The 17217-nt window shown below is 61.8% G+C and carries 13 protein-coding genes; 6 read left to right on the forward strand and 7 right to left on the reverse strand.

Going from position 1 to position 17217, the window contains the following annotated elements; translation table 11 throughout:
* Window positions 1-1683 (reverse strand): NAD+ synthase, encoded by a 1683-nt coding sequence (locus AC5J09_RS21580; RefSeq protein ID WP_100673097.1) that lies wholly within the window; start codon window positions 1681-1683, stop codon window positions 1-3.
* A 268-nt stretch (window positions 1684-1951) separates the two neighbouring features.
* Between AC5J09_RS21580 and AC5J09_RS21585 the strand changes: the two genes are divergently transcribed.
* From AC5J09_RS21585 to AC5J09_RS21600, 4 genes are all read left to right on the forward strand, one after another.
* Window positions 1952-3871, forward strand: coding sequence for an LTA synthase family protein (locus tag AC5J09_RS21585; RefSeq protein ID WP_100673096.1), 1920 nt, complete (start codon window positions 1952-1954; stop codon window positions 3869-3871).
* Between the two features lie 284 nt (window positions 3872-4155).
* Window positions 4156-4578 (forward strand): TadE family protein, encoded by a 423-nt coding sequence (locus tag AC5J09_RS21590; protein ID WP_100673095.1) that lies wholly within the window; start codon window positions 4156-4158, stop codon window positions 4576-4578.
* Between the two features lies 1 nt (window position 4579).
* Window positions 4580-6313 carry a TadG family pilus assembly protein gene (locus AC5J09_RS21595; RefSeq protein WP_494298450.1) on the forward strand — a complete coding sequence of 578 codons (1734 nt, stop codon included), beginning with the start codon at window positions 4580-4582 and terminating at the stop codon, window positions 6311-6313.
* Window positions 6314-6419: 106 nt separating this feature from the next.
* On the forward strand, window positions 6420-7358 hold the full coding sequence (locus AC5J09_RS21600; protein WP_198516788.1) for a hypothetical protein: 939 nt from the start codon (window positions 6420-6422) through the stop codon (window positions 7356-7358).
* 31 nt (window positions 7359-7389) lie between these two features.
* Here the strand turns inward: AC5J09_RS21600 and AC5J09_RS21605 are convergent, their stop codons facing one another.
* The 5 genes from AC5J09_RS21605 to rpiA form a co-directional block, all read right to left on the reverse strand.
* Window positions 7390-7785 (reverse strand): GFA family protein, encoded by a 396-nt coding sequence (locus AC5J09_RS21605; RefSeq protein ID WP_275597824.1) that lies wholly within the window; start codon window positions 7783-7785, stop codon window positions 7390-7392.
* A 133-nt stretch (window positions 7786-7918) separates the two neighbouring features.
* Window positions 7919-9292 (reverse strand): class II 3-deoxy-7-phosphoheptulonate synthase, encoded by a 1374-nt coding sequence (locus AC5J09_RS21610; protein WP_100673237.1) that lies wholly within the window; start codon window positions 9290-9292, stop codon window positions 7919-7921.
* 233 nt (window positions 9293-9525) lie between these two features.
* Window positions 9526-10917, reverse strand: coding sequence for a glutathione-disulfide reductase (gene gor, locus AC5J09_RS21615; protein WP_494298451.1), 1392 nt, complete (start codon window positions 10915-10917; stop codon window positions 9526-9528).
* Between the two features lie 199 nt (window positions 10918-11116).
* A complete protein-coding gene (locus AC5J09_RS21620) occupies window positions 11117-11659 on the reverse strand; it encodes a DUF2059 domain-containing protein (protein WP_100673090.1) in 543 nt (180 codons plus the stop codon).
* Between the two features lie 111 nt (window positions 11660-11770).
* Window positions 11771-12466, reverse strand: coding sequence for a ribose-5-phosphate isomerase RpiA (gene rpiA / locus AC5J09_RS21625; RefSeq protein ID WP_324761870.1), 696 nt, complete (start codon window positions 12464-12466; stop codon window positions 11771-11773).
* A 219-nt stretch (window positions 12467-12685) separates the two neighbouring features.
* Between rpiA and AC5J09_RS21630 the strand changes: the two genes are divergently transcribed.
* On the forward strand, window positions 12686-13369 hold the full coding sequence (locus tag AC5J09_RS21630) for an HAD family hydrolase (RefSeq protein ID WP_324761871.1): 684 nt from the start codon (window positions 12686-12688) through the stop codon (window positions 13367-13369).
* Window positions 13370-13402: 33 nt separating this feature from the next.
* Here AC5J09_RS21630 and AC5J09_RS21635 read toward each other — a convergent pair whose 3' ends face one another.
* Window positions 13403-15298 (reverse strand): L,D-transpeptidase family protein, encoded by a 1896-nt coding sequence (locus tag AC5J09_RS21635; protein ID WP_494298452.1) that lies wholly within the window; start codon window positions 15296-15298, stop codon window positions 13403-13405.
* 497 nt (window positions 15299-15795) lie between these two features.
* Between AC5J09_RS21635 and fumC the strand changes: the two genes are divergently transcribed.
* Complete coding sequence (fumC, locus tag AC5J09_RS21640; protein ID WP_164867045.1) at window positions 15796-17187, forward strand: class II fumarate hydratase; 1392 nt, start codon at window positions 15796-15798, stop codon at window positions 17185-17187.
* Window positions 17188-17217: the final 30 nt, after the last annotated feature.

Here is a 17217-nt window from a genome sequence, read left to right on the forward strand (position 1 = left end):
CTACCCCCTGTCGCGGAAGCGGTTGGTGATCGGATAACGCCGGTCGCGGCCGAAATTCTTCCTGGTGATCTTCACGCCCGGCGCCGACTGGCGGCGCTTGTATTCAGCGATGTAGAGCAGGTGCTCGATCCGGTGAACGGTTGCCTCTTCATGCCCGCGCGCGACGATCTCCTCCGTGCTCATTTCCTTCTCGACCAGGCATTCGAGAATGTCGTCGAGCACCGGATAAGGCGGCAGCGAATCCTGATCCGTCTGGTCGGGGCGGAGTTCGGCCGACGGCGCCTTGTCGATGATGTTCTGCGGAATGACTTCGCCAGACGGGCCCAGCGCTCCTGGCGGAACGGTGCCGTTTCGCCAGCGTGCCAGCGCGTAAACCTGCATCTTGTAGAGATCCTTGATCGGATTGAAGCCGCCGTTCATGTCGCCGTAAAGCGTGGCGTAACCGACCGACATTTCGGATTTGTTGCCCGTCGTCACCACCATGGAGCCGAATTTGTTGGATATCGCCATCAGGATCGTCCCGCGCGTACGGCTCTGAAGGTTTTCCTCGGTAATGCCCGCCTCGGTTCCCTCGAACATGTCGGAGAGCGCGCTGAGGAAGCCCTCGACCGGCTCTTCGATCGCAACGATGTCGTAGCGGCAGCCGAGCGCCTTGGCGCATGCCTCGGCATCCTGCAACGACTCGCGCGAGGTGTAGCGGTAGGGCAGCATGACCGTGCGAACCCGCTCCTCGCCCAACGCATCCACCGCAAGCGCCGTGCAGATCGCCGAATCGATACCGCCGGACAGGCCGAGAACGACGTTCCTGAAGCCGTTCTTGTTGACGTAATCGCGAAAGCCCAGCATGCAGGCGCGGTAATCCGCCTCTTCGCCTTCCGGTATGCGCGACTTGAGCCCGTTGGTCGAGGTCCAGCCGCCCGCGCCCCTTTTCCATTCGGAGACGGCCACCGCCTCTTCGAATTGGCTCATCTGGAATGCCAGCGACTTGTCCGCGTTGAAGGCGAAACTCGCGCCGTCGAAAACCAGCTCGTCCTGGCCGCCGAGCTGGTTGGCATAGATCATCGGCAGACCGGTCTCGATCACCTGCCGCAGCACCACCTGATGGCGCACGTCGACCTTGCCTCGGTAGTAGGGCGAACCGTTCGGTGACAGGAGGATTTCGGCGCCACTCTCCGCGAGGGTCTCGCAGACGCCGAGATCGCCCCATATGTCCTCGCACACCGGTATGCCGATCCGCACGCCGCGAAAGTTCACCGGGCCCGGCATCTCACCCGCGTCGAAGACGCGCTTTTCGTCGAATTCGCCGTAGTTCGGCAAGTCGACCTTGTCGCGGATGGCGATGATCGTCCCAGCGTCGAGAACTGCAACGGAATTGTGCCGGAGGCCGGCGGCCTGCCGCGGAAAGCCGATGACCACGCCCGGCCCGCCATCTGCCGTCTCCGCCGCAAGCTTCTCCACAGCCTGCTCGCAGGCCTTCAGGAAAGCGGGCTTCAAGACGAGGTCTTCCGGCGGATAGCCGGAGATGAAGAGCTCGGTCAGAAGCAGGAGATCGGCGCCTTCGCGCGCCGCCGCCGTTCGCGCCTCGCGTGCTTTCGCGACGTTGCCGGCAATGTCTCCGACCGTGGGATTGAGCTGTGCCACGGCGATCCGTAGCGTTGAGGGAGCGGCTTTCTGTGCAGTCATGAGCGGGCCCGTCGTCTCTCGTCAGCGAATGCATGTGTCGTTCGCGCTGTTCTTACCGCATCCGGGAGAAAAAAACCCGCACTCAATCGAGATCCGGCTGAAAAAATCCGAAAAGCTTCGTGTTTTCGGACCGTTAAGCGCAGCGCAGAAATTCTTTAGCCGCCACAGGAACCTGGCAGCGGCGGCGCCGTTTCCGCCATTCATCCCCTGTTCAAGATGACAGTCGTATGACGGTAGAGTGAAATATTTGTGAAACTGGAGACGCCCGTTGGCCCGTATCGATTCCGCCGTGAGCAGCTCTCAAGTCTACGCCGACGGGCAAGGCTCTTCCGCAAGATATACGAGAACCCTGTCGGGCGCCCGCAGTGCGCTCTTCACGCTTCTCATTGCTACGGCGCTCGTCTTCACCGTCGAATTGATCGTGCGCTGGTCCTTGCCCGAAACCGTCGCCTATTTCACCGATCCCATGCGCCCGGCCTGGACCACGGTCGCCGTGTTCTTCCTCGCCATGCTCGGCGTCGATGCCCTGTTCGGCCGCGAGCACAAGGCCGCGCTGCTCGTCGCGCCGCTCGCCGTTGTGCCGGCATTCATCAGTCAGCAGAAGCAGGTCTTCCTGTCCGATCCGCTCTATCCGACCGATTTCCTTTTCGGCCGGCAGATCATGGAATTGATGCCGGTACTCGTGAAGGACAGGCCGTGGACCGCAGTCGGCGTCGTCGCCGGTTTGATCGCGGCCATCGTCGTTGGCGCGCTCCTGCTGCGGTTCGCCTGGCGGAATTTTCCCAAGCTGACACGGCGGGAGCGGCTGATGCGGATCGCATTCGCCCTGCCGCTGCTGGTCGCATTCTGGAACATCATGGACTACAACCAGTTCTCGTGGATCCGTGACCGGCTTCGTGTCATCCCCATCATGTGGGACCAGACCGAGAACTACCGCCACAACGGCTTCGCGCTTGCCTTTGCCATCAACCTCCCGATGGCCAACGTAAACGCGCCGGCCGGCTATATGGCGGACGCGATCGACCGGATTCCGGTAAAGTCGCTTCCCGCCGGCACGACCCATCGCGGCAAACCGGATGTGATCGTGCTGATGAGCGAGTCCTTTTGGGATCCTACGCGGCTTCCCAAGGTGAAGCTCACGCCCGATCCGATGCCGACGATCCGTGAACTGCAGGGCGGCAACGTCTTTTCTCCGGAATTCGGCGGCATGACCGCCAATGTCGAATTCGAAGCGCTGACCGGATTTTCCAACGCGTTCCTGCCCTATGGCAGCATCCCCTACCAGCAATATATCCGCAATCCGATTCCCTCGCTCGCCACCTTCTTCCGCGGCGAAGGCTATGTTTCGCGCGCCATTCACCCTTTCCAGGGATGGTTCTGGAACCGCACAGCCGTCTACAAGGCCTTCGGTTTCGACATGTTCCGGTCGGAAGAGAACATGCCGGCCATGCAGAAGCGCGGCATCTTCGCGTCGGACGAGTCTTTGACGAAGGAAATCATCCGCCAGGCGGACGAGGTGGAGGATCCTTTCTTCTTTTTCGCGGTGACCCTGCAGGGCCATGGTCCCTATGAGGCCAACCGCTATGCGAAGAACACGATCAAAGTCGAGGGCGATCTTCCCGAGGCCGACCGCCAGGTGCTCGCCACCTATGCGCAAGGCGTGAAGGAAGCCGACGACAGCCTCAAGATGCTGATGGACTGGGCGAAAGAGCGCGACCGGGAGACGATCATCGTTCTCTTCGGCGACCACCTCCCACCGCTGAACACCGTCTATTCCAGCACCGGTTACATGAAGGGCATTACGGCCGAGCGCAAGGGACCGAAGGATCAGATGAAGGCCGAGCATGAGACGCCGCTCGTCGTCTGGTCGAACAAGACGGGGCCGAAGAAGAACATCGGCACGATCAGCCCGGCCTTCCTTTCCTACCAGATCCTGAAACAGGCGGGCTACGAGCATCCCTACTACACGGGGTTCCTCGGCAAGGTCTACGACCACTACCGTGTCCTCGACCGTTACATGCTGATCCGCAAGAACGGCAAGGAGGTCGCCGACTGGCTGCGCCAGCCGAAGATCCCCGCATCGCTGCGTGACTACCGCTTCCTGCAGCACGACATGATGTTCGGCAAGCGCTACAGCACCGAGCGCTTCTTCAAGTCCCACGCCGAGCTTTACAGCGCTGGTTTGTGAACGGACTCGGCTAGGACGGCCAATCCCCCCGGCTCCACGAAGCGTTTCACTGCTTTCGACAAGCAGTGAAGCGCTTCTTGATTCCGGGCGAACCGTGCCCCTCGGGAAAATGTGGCAGACGCCACCGAATTCAATTAAAACGCGAATAAATATTTCCTAAATTTCAATTTTCCACAAGCAAAAACAAATACTTGCAGGCGTATAGAATAATTAACGATTGTGGCGCAGCCTGAAGCTGCAGAGACAATGGGAAACAAATACTCAGAATACTTCGGAGGTGCCGCATGTCCGTTTTCAACCGCCTGCTCGGCAGTCGGAAGGGTGCTGCCGCCATTGAATTCGCAGTCATTGCGCCGCTTTTCTTCATGTGCGTGCTGACGCTGATAGCCTACGGGATCTATCTGAGCGCCGCACATTCGATCCAGCAGATAGCCGCGGATGCGGCACGGACGGCGATTGCGGGCCTTTCCGAAGAGGAGCGGGAGCGCCTTGCGACCGATTACATCCGGCGCACGACGATGAGCCAGACCTTCATCGACTCCTCCCGCATGAACGTCACCGTGCGCGATGACGCCAACAATACCAACCAGTTCACCGTCACCATCTCCTATGACGCAAGCGACCTCCCCATCTGGAAGCTCTTCACCTTTGCCCTGCCGGGTGAGCAGATCGAGCGTTACGCGACGATACGCGTGGGAGGTATCTGAGATGCATGGAGCAACATCCGTCTTCCGGCGATGCCTGCAGTCCCGCACCGGCAATATCGGCGTCTCGGCGGCCCTCGTCATGCCGCTGGTGGTCGCGTCGATGGGGCTCGGCATCGATTACGGCTATCTCACCCTTCAGCGGCGCGAGCTGCAGTCTGTTGCGGACCTCGCCTCGATCGCGGCCGCCGCCAATGTAAGTTCAGCCGAAGAGGCCGTGCTCGCCCACTTCCGGAGCAACGGTCTCGGCTTCGCCGTCTCGACTCCCTCGGGGCTGATGACTGTGGACGGCAGGCTCCTGCCGAACGACGTCGAAACCGCCGCAAAGGGGGTGGCTACGATCGTGCGCGGGCGCTATGTCCCCGACCCGACGATCGATGCCGGCCAACGGTTCATCAGGGGGGCCCTGCCCGCCGACGCCGTCCAGGTTACGCTTGAGAAGAAGGGCGACATCTATCTTGCGGCGCTGTTCAGTGACTCGCCCGATTTGAGCGTGATCGGCACCGCGGCGAGTTCGAAAATCGCTGCCTTCTCCGTCGGCTCCCGCCTTGCCAGCCTCAATGGTGGCCTCTTGAACGCGATCCTCGGCCAGATGCTCGGCACCAATGTGGCGCTGAAGGTCATGGATTACGAGGCATTGATCGACGCCGACATCGATATCCAGCCATTCCTCAAGATCATCGCCACCCGCCTCAGTCTCACGGCCGCTTCCTATGAAGACGTGCTGGCGACGGAGCTGACGATGCCGCAACTGCTCGGATCGCTGCGGCTCGTGCAGGGGCTTTCCGGAACGGTGACTTCAGCGCTCAAGTCCGTCGAACTCGCAACAGCCGGGAACAGGCAGACATTCACTCTGGCGCAGATCCTCAACATCGACCCGAAAAAGAGCCTCGGCATAGATGCGGGCTCGGACTGGTCGATGAAAGTCAGTGCATTGCAAATCGTCTCTGCCGCTGCGGTGATTGCCAACGGCGAACATCAGATCGCGCTCGACGCCGTTGCGGGCCTGCCAGGTATTGCCTCGGTAAAGGTCAGGCTCGCGATCGGTGAACCGCCCGTGGAAACGCCGAGCCATCGCCTTGGTTCACCGGGCGCGGCAGTAAGAACGGCACAGACGCGCCTCGCCGTCGAAGTCGTCATCGACGGTCTCGCGGCTCTCGCCGGGACCCGCATTCGGCTGCCGATCTATGTCGAACTCGCCCATGCGGAAGCAAAGCTCTCGGATATCCGTCGCTACGGCGGAACGCCGGAGAATGCGGCGGTGATCATAGATGCGGTTCCCGGCGTGGCGGAGATCGCCCTCGGGGATGTCGATCCCACCGTCCTGTCGAGCTTTTCGTCCGACGCCCGGGTGACCCGGGCGCGGCTCCTCGACGGGCTCATCAAGATCGACGGCATCGCCCATGTCGAGTCCAAGAACCTGCAACCCTCTCGCCTCGCATTCAGCCCCACCGAGGTTGCCTCGCGGACGATCAAGAGCGTCTCGACCAGGGATATCCTCTCTTCCACGACCAAGACCCTGCTCGGCAATCTCGACGCCCAGATCAATGTGGGCGGTCTCCTCTCGATCGGAAGTCCGACTTTATTGCAGCAGGCCCTGGCGCAAACACTCGGCGCGGTGACCGCACCCGTCGATCAATTGCTCTACAATCTACTGCTCCTCGTCGGCGTGCGCATCGGCGAGGCCGACGTGCGCGTCACCGGCGTCAAATGCCAACGGCCCGTTCTTGTTCAGTAAAGCGCTCGCACACGTGCCGATTTCAATTTCGTGTGAAACAAATCGCAGGCCTTGCGCATTGTTCATTACGCGTGAATGGTAAATGCGGGGCGAAGGGACCATTGCAGTGCCCCCAGCGCAGGAGTGGGGGCGCGCGCAGCAGATGCAGCGGGTCGCGGAGAAGGGCAGCTCTGAGCAGCAGGTACCAACCGGCTTGACGGTTAGCGACTTGGTGCAAAATCCAAATTTCCCGCAAATATTGCAGGCAGGCGCGCGAACGCTGATCGCCGTCAATGACCTCTTCCCGCGCGTTGCGCGGCTGGTGGCCTCACACCAGAAGTGGATGCTGACCCAAGCGGCCTATTCCCTGCATCTCGAACGGGATGCCAACAACCCGGAATCAGGCATCACTGCCGCGCGGTTGCTCAAATTCATGCGGGATACCGGAGGCGCCAGTCGCAACACGGCGGCCGCATTCCTGGCGGAACTGGTCGCTTACAAGCTGCTTCAGCCGGCATCCGGCGGACGTACCAAGAGAGCGCGCCCTCTCGAGCCGACCGAGGTCAGCGAGACCGCGATGCGACTCTGGTTCAAGAGTCAGATGAGCACGATCGATCTCCTCGACGGCGGAACCAGAGTCTCACGCGTCGAGGCGGACAAATCGATTTTCGAACGCGCCCAGCCGCTCGCGGCACGGCGCCTCCTCTCCGACGGCAGATGGACGACGCCGCCGAAGGGTGTCGCCATCTTTGTCTGGTCCGAATCGGGCGGCGTGATCCTCGACGATCTCATGACGCGCGTCTGCGAATTCGTGCCGATGGACGGCAAGGTATGGGTCGATGTCAGCCTGGCGAAACTCGCCGAGCACTACCTGATATCGAATACCCATGTCCGCCGGATATTCGCCAGCGCCGACGCAGCCGGGTTCCTTGGCAAATCCGAGGATGGACGACGCGGACGGTTCTGGCTGAGCGCAAGGCTGATCGAGGAATATGTCTCCTGGCAGGCGGTCAAGATCGAGGCTTTGGCCAGCGCCTATGATCAAGCCTCCGATTGGGGTGCTTGACTGCCGAGCATTCGCTGTACGCCTTATGACGCTACGGCCGCGATCCCGGAAAGCGCGGCAGGTCGTCGCCGATGTCGTAATAGCTCCCCTTGTCCGCGCAAAAGATGTGATAGCCGGGCTCGAGCGCCACCGCCCCGTCGAACGTTCCGGCGAGAATGGACGTGTAGTCCAGTCCATCCGCCTTCCAGAACAGGGCCGATCCGCAATGCCGGCAGAAACCGCGTCGCGCCTCATCGCTGGAACGGTACCAGGTCACGTTCTCGACGCCTTCCACCTCCATTTCACTGTCGAGCACATTCGTGGCCGCGTAGTAGAGCCCGGTTTGCTTTCGGCATTGAGAGCAATGGCAGAAGATCAGTTCGCGAAGCTTTCCGCGCGTCTTGAAACGCACAGCGCCGCAAAGGCAACCGCCCTCGTTTATTTCCATCGTCTGCCCCTTCGAACCTGTGCACTTCGACACATAAAAAGCGGGGCAAGCTTTCAAGCTGGCCCGGCCAAAGTCAAATTCAGAGAATGCGCCGCAGGTTCAGAAATATTGAACCGATGCTTTATCGAAGCCATCAGCCGTTGACGACCATCTTCTTTTCGTCGCGGCCGCCCTTCATCCGCTCGGCGAGCAGGAAGGCCAGCTCAAGTGCCTGGTCGGCATTGAGGCGCGGATCGCAATGGGTGTGGTAGCGATCGGCAAGATCGTCGCCGGAAAGCGCACGCGCGCCGCCGGTGCACTCCGTGACGTCGTTGCCGGTCATCTCGATATGGATGCCGCCCGGATGCGAACCTTCGGCGCGGTGAATCTGGAAGAAGCTCTCGACTTCGGACAGAATCCGCTCGAACGGTCGGGTCTTGTAATTGTTGAGCGTGATCGTGTTGCCATGCATCGGATCGCAGGACCACACCACCTTCTTGCCCTCCCGCTCGACGGCTCGGATGAGGCGCGGCAGATGCTCGGCGACCTTGTCGTGGCCGAAGCGGCAGATCAGCGTGAGACGTCCCGCCTCGTTGGCGGGATTGAGGATGTCGATCAATTCGAGAAGGCCGTCCGCCGTCAGCGACGGGCCGCACTTCAGGCCAAGCGGATTCTTGATGCCGCGGCAATATTCGATATGCGCATGATCGGGCTGGCGCGTACGATCGCCGATCCAGATCATGTGGCCGGACGTCGCGTACCAGTCGCCCGAGGTCGAATCGACGCGCGTGAGCGCCTGCTCGTAACCGAGCAGCAGAGCTTCGTGGCTGGTGAAGAAATCCGTTTCACGCAGGCTCGGATGGTTTTCAGCGGTGATACCGATCGCCTTCATGAAATCCATCGTCTCGGAGATCCGGTCGGCGAGCTTGCGGTAACGCTCTGCCTGAGGGCTGTCCTTGACGAAACCGAGCATCCACTGATGGACGTTCTCGAGATTGGCGTAACCGCCCATGGCGAAGGCGCGAAGCAGGTTCAGCGTGGCCGCGGACTGGCGATAGGCCATGACCTGCCGCTCCGGATTGGGCACGCGTGCCTCCTCCGTGAACTCTATGCCGTTGATGATGTCGCCGCGGTAGCTCGGCAGCGTCACATCGCCCTGTTTCTCGACGCCCGATGAGCGCGGCTTGGCGAACTGGCCGGCAATGCGGCCCACCTTGACGACCGGCTGCTGCGCACCGAAGGTCAGGACGACGGCCATCTGCAGGAAGGCGCGGAAGAAATCGCGGATCGTATCGGCGCCATGCTCGGCGAAGCTCTCGGCGCAGTCGCCCCCTTGCAACAGGAAGCCGCGGCCCTCGGCGACATTGGCAAGTGCGCTCTTGAGACGGCGCGCCTCTCCGGCGAAGACAAGCGGCGGATACTTGGCAAGACGCGCCTCCACGCTATCGAGCGCTGCGAGGTCCGGATAGTCCGGCACCTGCTGAATGGGTTTTTGCCGCCAGCTGTTCGGAGTCCAAGTCTGTGCCATTTCCATCACCTGTTGTCTGACGCGGATCGGCCCGCGTCGCGCCCTGCGGCCGTCACGCCGCCCGGCATCCGGATTTGCATGCGTCCGCGTCGGCAGCCCCGCCGATACCTGCGATCTGCCACAACGCCCGGGGCGGACTACTTTCGCGGATGCGGGCTTATAAACGTTAACAGGGGGCTTGGAAAGCCATCCTACCAGAAAACGTGGACTGCCACGACGCCGGCGGACAAGGCTCAGCCGACCCTCTCTCCGTTCCTCACGCGGTAGCTCGGCTGATACATCGTGACGAGCTCCTCCGCCGCCGTCGGGTGAACCGCCATCGTCCGGTCGAAATCGTCCTTCGTGCAGCCGGCCTTCAGCGAAATCCCCAACAACTGCGCCATCTCGCCCGCATCATGGCCGAGAATATGCGCCCCGACGACCTTGCGGTCAGAGGCATTGACGACGAGCTTCATGATCGTCTTCTCCTTACGGCCGGAGAGCGTCGCTTTCATCGGCCGGAACTCGGCGCGATAGATCTCGATCTCTTGGAATTTCCGGGCCGCTTCCTCTTCCGTGATCCCGACCGTGCCGATCTCGGGTTGCGAGAAGACGGCAGTCGCGATCAGGTCGTGGTCTGGCGAGCTCGGATTGTTCTTGTATTCCGTCTCGATGAAGCACATGGCCTCGTGGATCGCCACCGGGGTCAGCTGCACGCGATCGGTCACATCGCCGAGTGCGTAGATCCCCGGCGTGCTCGTGCGCGAAAAGGCGTCGACGATGATTGCACCGAGCTCATTGGTCCTGACGCCGGCGGCCTCAAGCCCGAGACCCGTCGTGTTCGGCACACGACCGAGCGCCAGCATCACCTGGTCGGCGACGATCTCACCATGTTTCATCGTCGTGGCCACCCGCCGCCCGTGCGCATCCGCCGACACCGACTGAATGATGTCCTCGCAGAGGATGCGGATTCCCTTCTCCTCCATCGCTGCGTGCAGACCACGCCGCATATCCTGATCGAAGCGGGACAGAATTTCCTTCCCGCGGTAGATCAGCGTCGTTTTCACGCCCAGCCCGTGGAAGATATTGGCGAATTCCACGGCGATGTAGCCGCCGCCGGCAATGAGGATCGATTCCGGCAGCGCCGGAAGATCGAAGGCTTCGTTGGAGGTGATGCACAGTTCATGGCCCGGCAGCGCGTCATGCGGACTCGGATGCCCCCCGACCGCGATAACGATGCGCTCCGCGGTGACGGTCTTGCCGCTAGCAAGCAGCTTCACGGTGTTCGGACCGGCGAGTTCGGCGCGCGTATCCAGGATCTCGGCGCCGGCATTCGCCAGGCCCTTACGGTAAAGACCCTCCAGCCGGGCGATTTCCTGTTCCTTCGCGGCAACGAGCTTGGCCCAATCGAAACGGCTCTCGCCGACGACCCAGCCGAAGCCGGCGGCATCTTCGAAATGTTCCGCAAACTGCGAGGCATAGACATAAAGCTTCTTCGGTACACAGCCGCGGATGACGCACGTCCCGCCGTAACGGAACTCCTCGGCGATCGCCACCTTCTTGCCGAGCGCCGCAGCCAGCCGCCCGCTTCTCACGCCGCCCGAACCGCCGCCGATCACGAAGAGGTCATAGTCGAAAGCGCTCATGGGAACTCCTGCAGGAAGTGAAATGTCGAATAGGCCGTCGGCCGGAGACGTCGGGCTGGAAAGCGCAAACGGAGTCGCCTTTCGCCCCTGATATAGTATTGCGGCGCAAAAAAAGAAAAGCCCGGATTGCTCCGGGCTCCTGTCTTGCGGTTAAACTCGTGCCGTCAGGTGGCGGCCAGACCGCCGGTTCGACCCGTCGTTATTGCGCAGGCGCCGCGGTGCCGGCATTTGCCGCCGGCGCATTGCCGATCTTCTCGTCGAGCGACTTCGTCGCTTCGCTGGTCAGGTCGCGCGAAACGCCGGCAGCCCAGATGTCGGCGGCCTTCAGCATCTCACGCGAGGCGATCGGGCCGTCGTTCAGAAGCTTCTTGCCCGCGGTCGAGTTGTAGAAGTCGGCGATGGCGTTCAGTTCTTCGACGGTGAAAGTCTTCGCGTAGATGGTGGCGGCTTCGCGCTCCAGATCCGAACGCCGCCCGGCGAGGCTGAGCGCCTTCTCGTCCACGGTCGCGGTGATCAGTTCCTGATGGTTCGGCGATGCCTGAATGAGCGTGTTCTTCAGGCGTTCGGCGAGGTTCGGCAGAATGTTGTCGAAGCTGTTGGTCACGCCGAGCGCGGCGATCGTCGCACGCGCAGCCTTGATCTGATCTTCCGTCACGTCCTGCGCCCGTACCGCCGGAACCGCAACCGAAACGAGGATCGCAGCAGTAGCGAAAGTGCGGGCAAGACCTGCGAATTTGTTCATATTTTTCCATGCTCCTGTGTTGGCACCTGCCGCCCGGCCGATAGCCGCCGCCTGGCTGACCTGTGCAAAAGTCTGTCTCTCGATACGCCCCGCGCCGCTGGCCGGAGCGGTTCAAGAGGCCGTAAGCGTGCGCGCTCCCTCAGGACCGGCAATGATCGCCATCGACGCCATTTCTATGAAAAGCCCGTGCTCGACGACGCCCGGGATGGCGTTCAGCTCCACCGCGAGCGCATCTGCATCAGGAATACGGCCAAAAGATGCGTCGAGAATGAGGTGTCCGCCATCGGTCGTGAAGGCTCCGTCGCCGGAGGATCGCACGATGATGTCTCCTGCCAGACCCAGACGCGAAGCGGTCTTCTCGATCGCGAGCCTCGTGGCGACCTGGCCGAAAGAATTGATCTCGATCGGCAGTTTGAAAGCGCCGAGCACGTCCACGACCTTCGATTCGTCAGCGATGACGATCATCCGCGCCGAGGCGCTCGCGACGATCTTCTCGCGCAGCAACGCGCCACCGCCACCCTTGATGAGGCGTAGCTTTCCGTCGACCTCGTCGGCCCCGTCGATCGTCAGGTCCAGTTCCGGCAGTTCGTCGAGCGACTTCAGAGGCACACCGAGCTCGAGGCAGAGGCGCGCAGTCCGCTCGGACGTCGGGACGCCGGAGATCTGAAAGCCGGATGCCACTTTCTCGGCCAGCAATCGGACGAATTCTTCAGCCGTCGAGCCTGTGCCTATTCCAAGCCGCATGCCGTTTTCGACATGTTCAAGCGCCGCTTCGGCGGCCTTGATCTTCATTTGGCGGGCGTCCATGCGCCACTCGCTCCCTCTCGATCCACGTCAGGCGGGGGCGTCGCCCTCGGCCGCCACCGTCCAATTCCGCTGAGACACTTACACGCCCGCCGCGGCAAACAAAAGTCAAAATGCACGGCCTGAGCCGGATTCCGGCAGCGCTACGACCTAGGTCGCCATTGCATTCGACGCCGACTTCGCCTACCCGGTCGGACAAGGTTTTGCAGAACGAGGTTGCCGGTGTCCCTGCCCCTAGTCGTCTTCGATCTCGACGGTACGCTCGTCGACACAGCGCCCGATCTCGTCGCCAGCTTGAACCATGCGGTGACGCAAGCCGGTATCGAGCCGGTGACCTACGCGGACCTCACCCATCTGGTCGGCCACGGCGCACGGGCCATGATCGAGCGGACCTTCGCGCTTCGCGGCAGAACGATTGCCGAAGAAGAACTGTCCTGGCAGATGAAAGAGTTCGTCGATTTTTATCACGGATCGATGCCGGGTGAATCCCTGCCCTATCCGGGACTGATCGAAGCGCTCGACCGCCTGCAGGATGCGGGGCTGAAACTCGCCGTCTGCACCAACAAGCCGGAAATGCTGGCAAAGCGTCTTTTGGAGGGGTTGGGGCTACTTGGCCGCTTTGCGGCGATATCCGGCGGCGATACCTTCACCGTCCGCAAACCGCATGCCGATCACCTGCTGTCGACGGTCTCGAATGCCGGTGGGGTGGCCGAACGGGCGGTCATGGTCGGCGACAGTCTCAACGACGTTCTCGTCGCCCGAAATGCCTCCGTTCCGTCGATCGTCGTGCCCTTCGGCTATTCAGACGTGCCGATAGAAAGCTTGCTGCCCGACCAAATCATCGGGCACTTCGACGAATTGACACCGAATCTGGTCGAGACCGTGCTCTCCCGCAAGCCGAAGTGAAAGGGGCCGCTCGTGTAACGCGGCCCACCCTCCTTAGCCTTCCAAACTCCGCGCCTTGCGCGTCGCCTCGAATGCGCGATTCATATACATGTCGCGCTCGTAGACGTCGTCGAAATACTCGACGATCCCGTCCTTGTTCGGCCAGGCGGTAAAGTAGGAAACATAGACCGGGACTTTGGCGGAGACCGGCAGCGCCTTGTTGCGGCCGCCTGATATTTCCATGCCGACATCATCGACACTTACGCCCAGAACCGCCGCCGCCATCCGCCGGGGATCGGCAAGACGCACGCAGCCATGGCTGAGCGCCCGCTGATCACGCTTGAAGAAGCTCTTCGACGGCGTGTCGTGCATGTAGATCGCATGCGCATTGGGGAAGAGGATCTTCAGTTCGCCAAGCGCATTGTCGCTGCTCGGCGGCTGACGCACGGCGACCGAGTTCGTCGACCCGTACCAGTTCACCGCGGTGGAAGGAACAACGCGGCCGCCGACTTCCACCTGATAACCCATCCGATCCAGGTAGCCCGGATCGTTTCTAAGCTTCGGCAGCATCTCGTTGACGATGATCGACTGCGGCACGCCCCAATAGGGATTTACTTCGACCGTCTGGATTTCGTCCTGGAAGAAATATGTCTGGTTGGCCTTGGAACCGACGACAACGCGCATGGAGAACTGCTCGGTGCCCTGTTCCGTATAGGAGGCGGTGAAGGCCGGCTGGTTGATGAAGACATAGCGCTCGCCAAGCCCATCGGGCAACCAGCGCGCCTGCTCCATCGCGATTTCGACCTTGTCTATCTTCCCTTCGGTCGTATCGCCGCCGGTGAGCGCGCGTATCGACGCCTGCCCGACAATGCCATCCGCCTTCAGGCCATGTTCCTTCTGGAAGGCCTCGACGACCGGCACCAACTCGGGCGTGTAGTCCGGCGTCCCGTCATAGGCCGCGAGCACGACCGCATGCTCCGTTTTCAACGCTTCCGAGGCTTTCAACTTGATTCCGGCGATGACATTCGCGAGTTCCGGATTGCGTTCGCCGGGCTTCAGCAACGTCCCCGGTGCGATCTCCACCCGTGGCACAGCTTCCACCTGCGTCCGAAGCCGCTCGAGTTCCTGCCTCAATGCCGTAAACTGTGCGCTTTTCGGATTCTGACTTTCGACAAGCGCCGCGACATCACTGCTTGTCTCGACCTTCTCCAGAAAGCCAAGAAGATCGACGTTTTTCCGCTTGAAGTCGTGATAGCCGGATATCCTGTTCGGGTCGATACGGCCGCGCACGGTGTCCTGGACATAGGTGAGCACGGCCGCGGACATCGCGATTTCGAAGCGCACCAAATCCTTCTCGCGGGCGATCATGTCGCCGCGGTCGAAATCTTCCGGAGGAATGACGACGGCGTAGTCGAGCGGGTCGAGACCGACCTTCGCAGCGTCGGACAGGACGGCCAGCGCCGCCTTGGCACGGCCGTTGACGCCCGTCCTCTCGATCCACAGGAAATCCGACCGGGTGCCGTAGAAATTCTCGACAGCTTTCGCCACCTCGCCGGGCGCGCGCACATTGATTTCCGGAAGAAACTGGCGCGCATCGGAAAGCGGCGAGCGCAGCATAGGCGGCAGGGCTCCGTTCAGCACCGAACCGGTAACGACGGGATCGACCAGACGGTCCGTCGCGATCCGGCGCAGCGGATCCGCCTTATAGGTATAATAGCGCGGGCCGGTGATGCGCGGAGGCTTCGCCACCTTCTGATCAAGCCGCTGCGGCGCGAACATGTCCACGCCCGGAACCTGCTGGCGAGGCTGCACCTGCTCCTGCGCATCGCGCTTCTTGCCTCCGCGGATGAAGTCCATGAAGGTGATTGCAGACGCCGGCTGCACATCCATGGTTGCAACCGCACAGCCGCTCATGAGCGCGACAATCGCTGCCGACTTGATAGTTCTCATAGATATAAACGTCCCCGTATTGCGTCGCCGCCGAATGCAGTCGCCGCCAGATTCTCGCCACGCCCTCGTGCTCCGAGAGTTATAGAAAAGGATGGTGAATGAAAAGGAAACGAAGCCTCCCGAATCCGCGCCCCGCGTATCGCCGCGTCCCGTTTTCAGCCATGACCCTTCGTCTAAAAATCTGATTTGCATCCACTTTGAACGCCGCGGCGCCATGCCGATGTTCCCTGCGACACAGGGAAGATGCGCAACGGAAGATTGCGGATGTGACGGAAAGGACACATCGTGCCGGCCGGAAACCCTTGTGAGCGAAGCCTGATCGCGGCTTGCCGCTCGGCGGCAATTCAAACGATTGTAGGCGTTCCAAGCCCCCGCGGCCCCTTTACAAGGCGTCATGGCCGAGGCAGAGAAATGCCCGGCAGCGGGGAGGAAGATCGGCTTTGGACCCGGTTCCCCGCCTCGGCTTCATGAACCGCATGACGAAAGCAGGTATCGCGATGACATCGACCCGCACGGAAACAGATACGTTCGGCCCCATCGAAGTGGCGAGCGACCGCTATTGGGGCGCACAGGCCCAGCGATCGCTGGGCAATTTCAAAATCGGCTGGGAAAAGCAGCCTCTGGCAATCGTGCGTGCACTCGGCATCGTCAAACAGGCGGCTGCCCGCGCCAACATGGCGCTCGGCCGCCTCGACCCGACGATCGGCGACGCGATCGTCAGGGCCGCGCAGGAGGTGATCGACGGCAAGCTTGACGAGCACTTCCCTCTCGTCGTGTGGCAGACGGGGTCCGGAACCCAGTCGAACATGAATGCGAACGAGGTCGTTTCCAACCGTGCGATCGAGCTGCTCGGCGGCGTCATGGGCTCGAAGAAACCGGTTCATCCGAACGATCACGTCAATATGAGCCAGTCGTCGAACGACACCTATCCCACCGCCATGCACATCGCCTGCGCGGAGCGCGTGATCCACGATCTGCTGCCGGCGCTCAAGCACTTGCACAAGGCGCTCGAAGAGAAGGTGAAGGCTTTCGATCACATCATCAAGATCGGACGCACCCACACGCAGGACGCAACGCCCCTGACTCTGGGACAGGAGTTTTCCGGCTATTCTGCGCAGGTCGCCTCCTCGATCAAACGGATCGAGATGACGCTCCCCGGCCTTTGCGAGCTCGCCCAGGGCGGGACCGCCGTCGGCACCGGGCTCAACGCGCCCGTCGGATTTGCCGAGAAGGTCGCCGAGGAAATCGCCGGCATCACCGGCATCGGCTTCACTTCCGCGCCGAACAAGTTCGAAGCACTGGCCGCACACGACTCGATGGTCTTCAGCCACGGCGCGATCAACGCCACCGCCGCCGCGCTCTTCAAGATCGCCAACGACATCCGCTTTCTCGGCTCCGGCCCCCGCTCCGGCCTCGGCGAGCTTTCGCTGCCGGAAAACGAGCCGGGCTCGTCCATCATGCCGGGCAAGGTCAATCCGACTCAGTGCGAAGCGCTCACCCAGGTCTGCGTCCAGGTCTTCGGCAATCATGCGGCGCTGACCTTTGCCGGCAGCCAGGGCCATTTCGAGCTCAACGTCTACAATCCGCTGATGGCCTACAACTTCCTGCAGTCGGTGCAGCTGCTCGCCGATGCGGCTATCTCCTTCACCGATAATTGCGTCGTCGGGATCGAGGCGCGGGAGGACAACATCAAGGCGGCGCTCGACCGTTCGCTCATGCTGGTGACTGCGCTTGCGCCGAAGATCGGCTACGACAACGCGGCCAAGATCGCCAAGACCGCACACAAGAACGGCACCACGCTTCGCGAAGAGGCCGTAGGCGGCGGCTACGTCACGGACGAGGAGTTCGACGCCGTCGTCCGCCCCGAGACCATGATCGGCCCGGCCTGATCGGACTTCAGGCGGCCGCGGCTCGACATG

The sequence above is a fragment of the Sinorhizobium sp. genome, assembly GCF_059070375.1.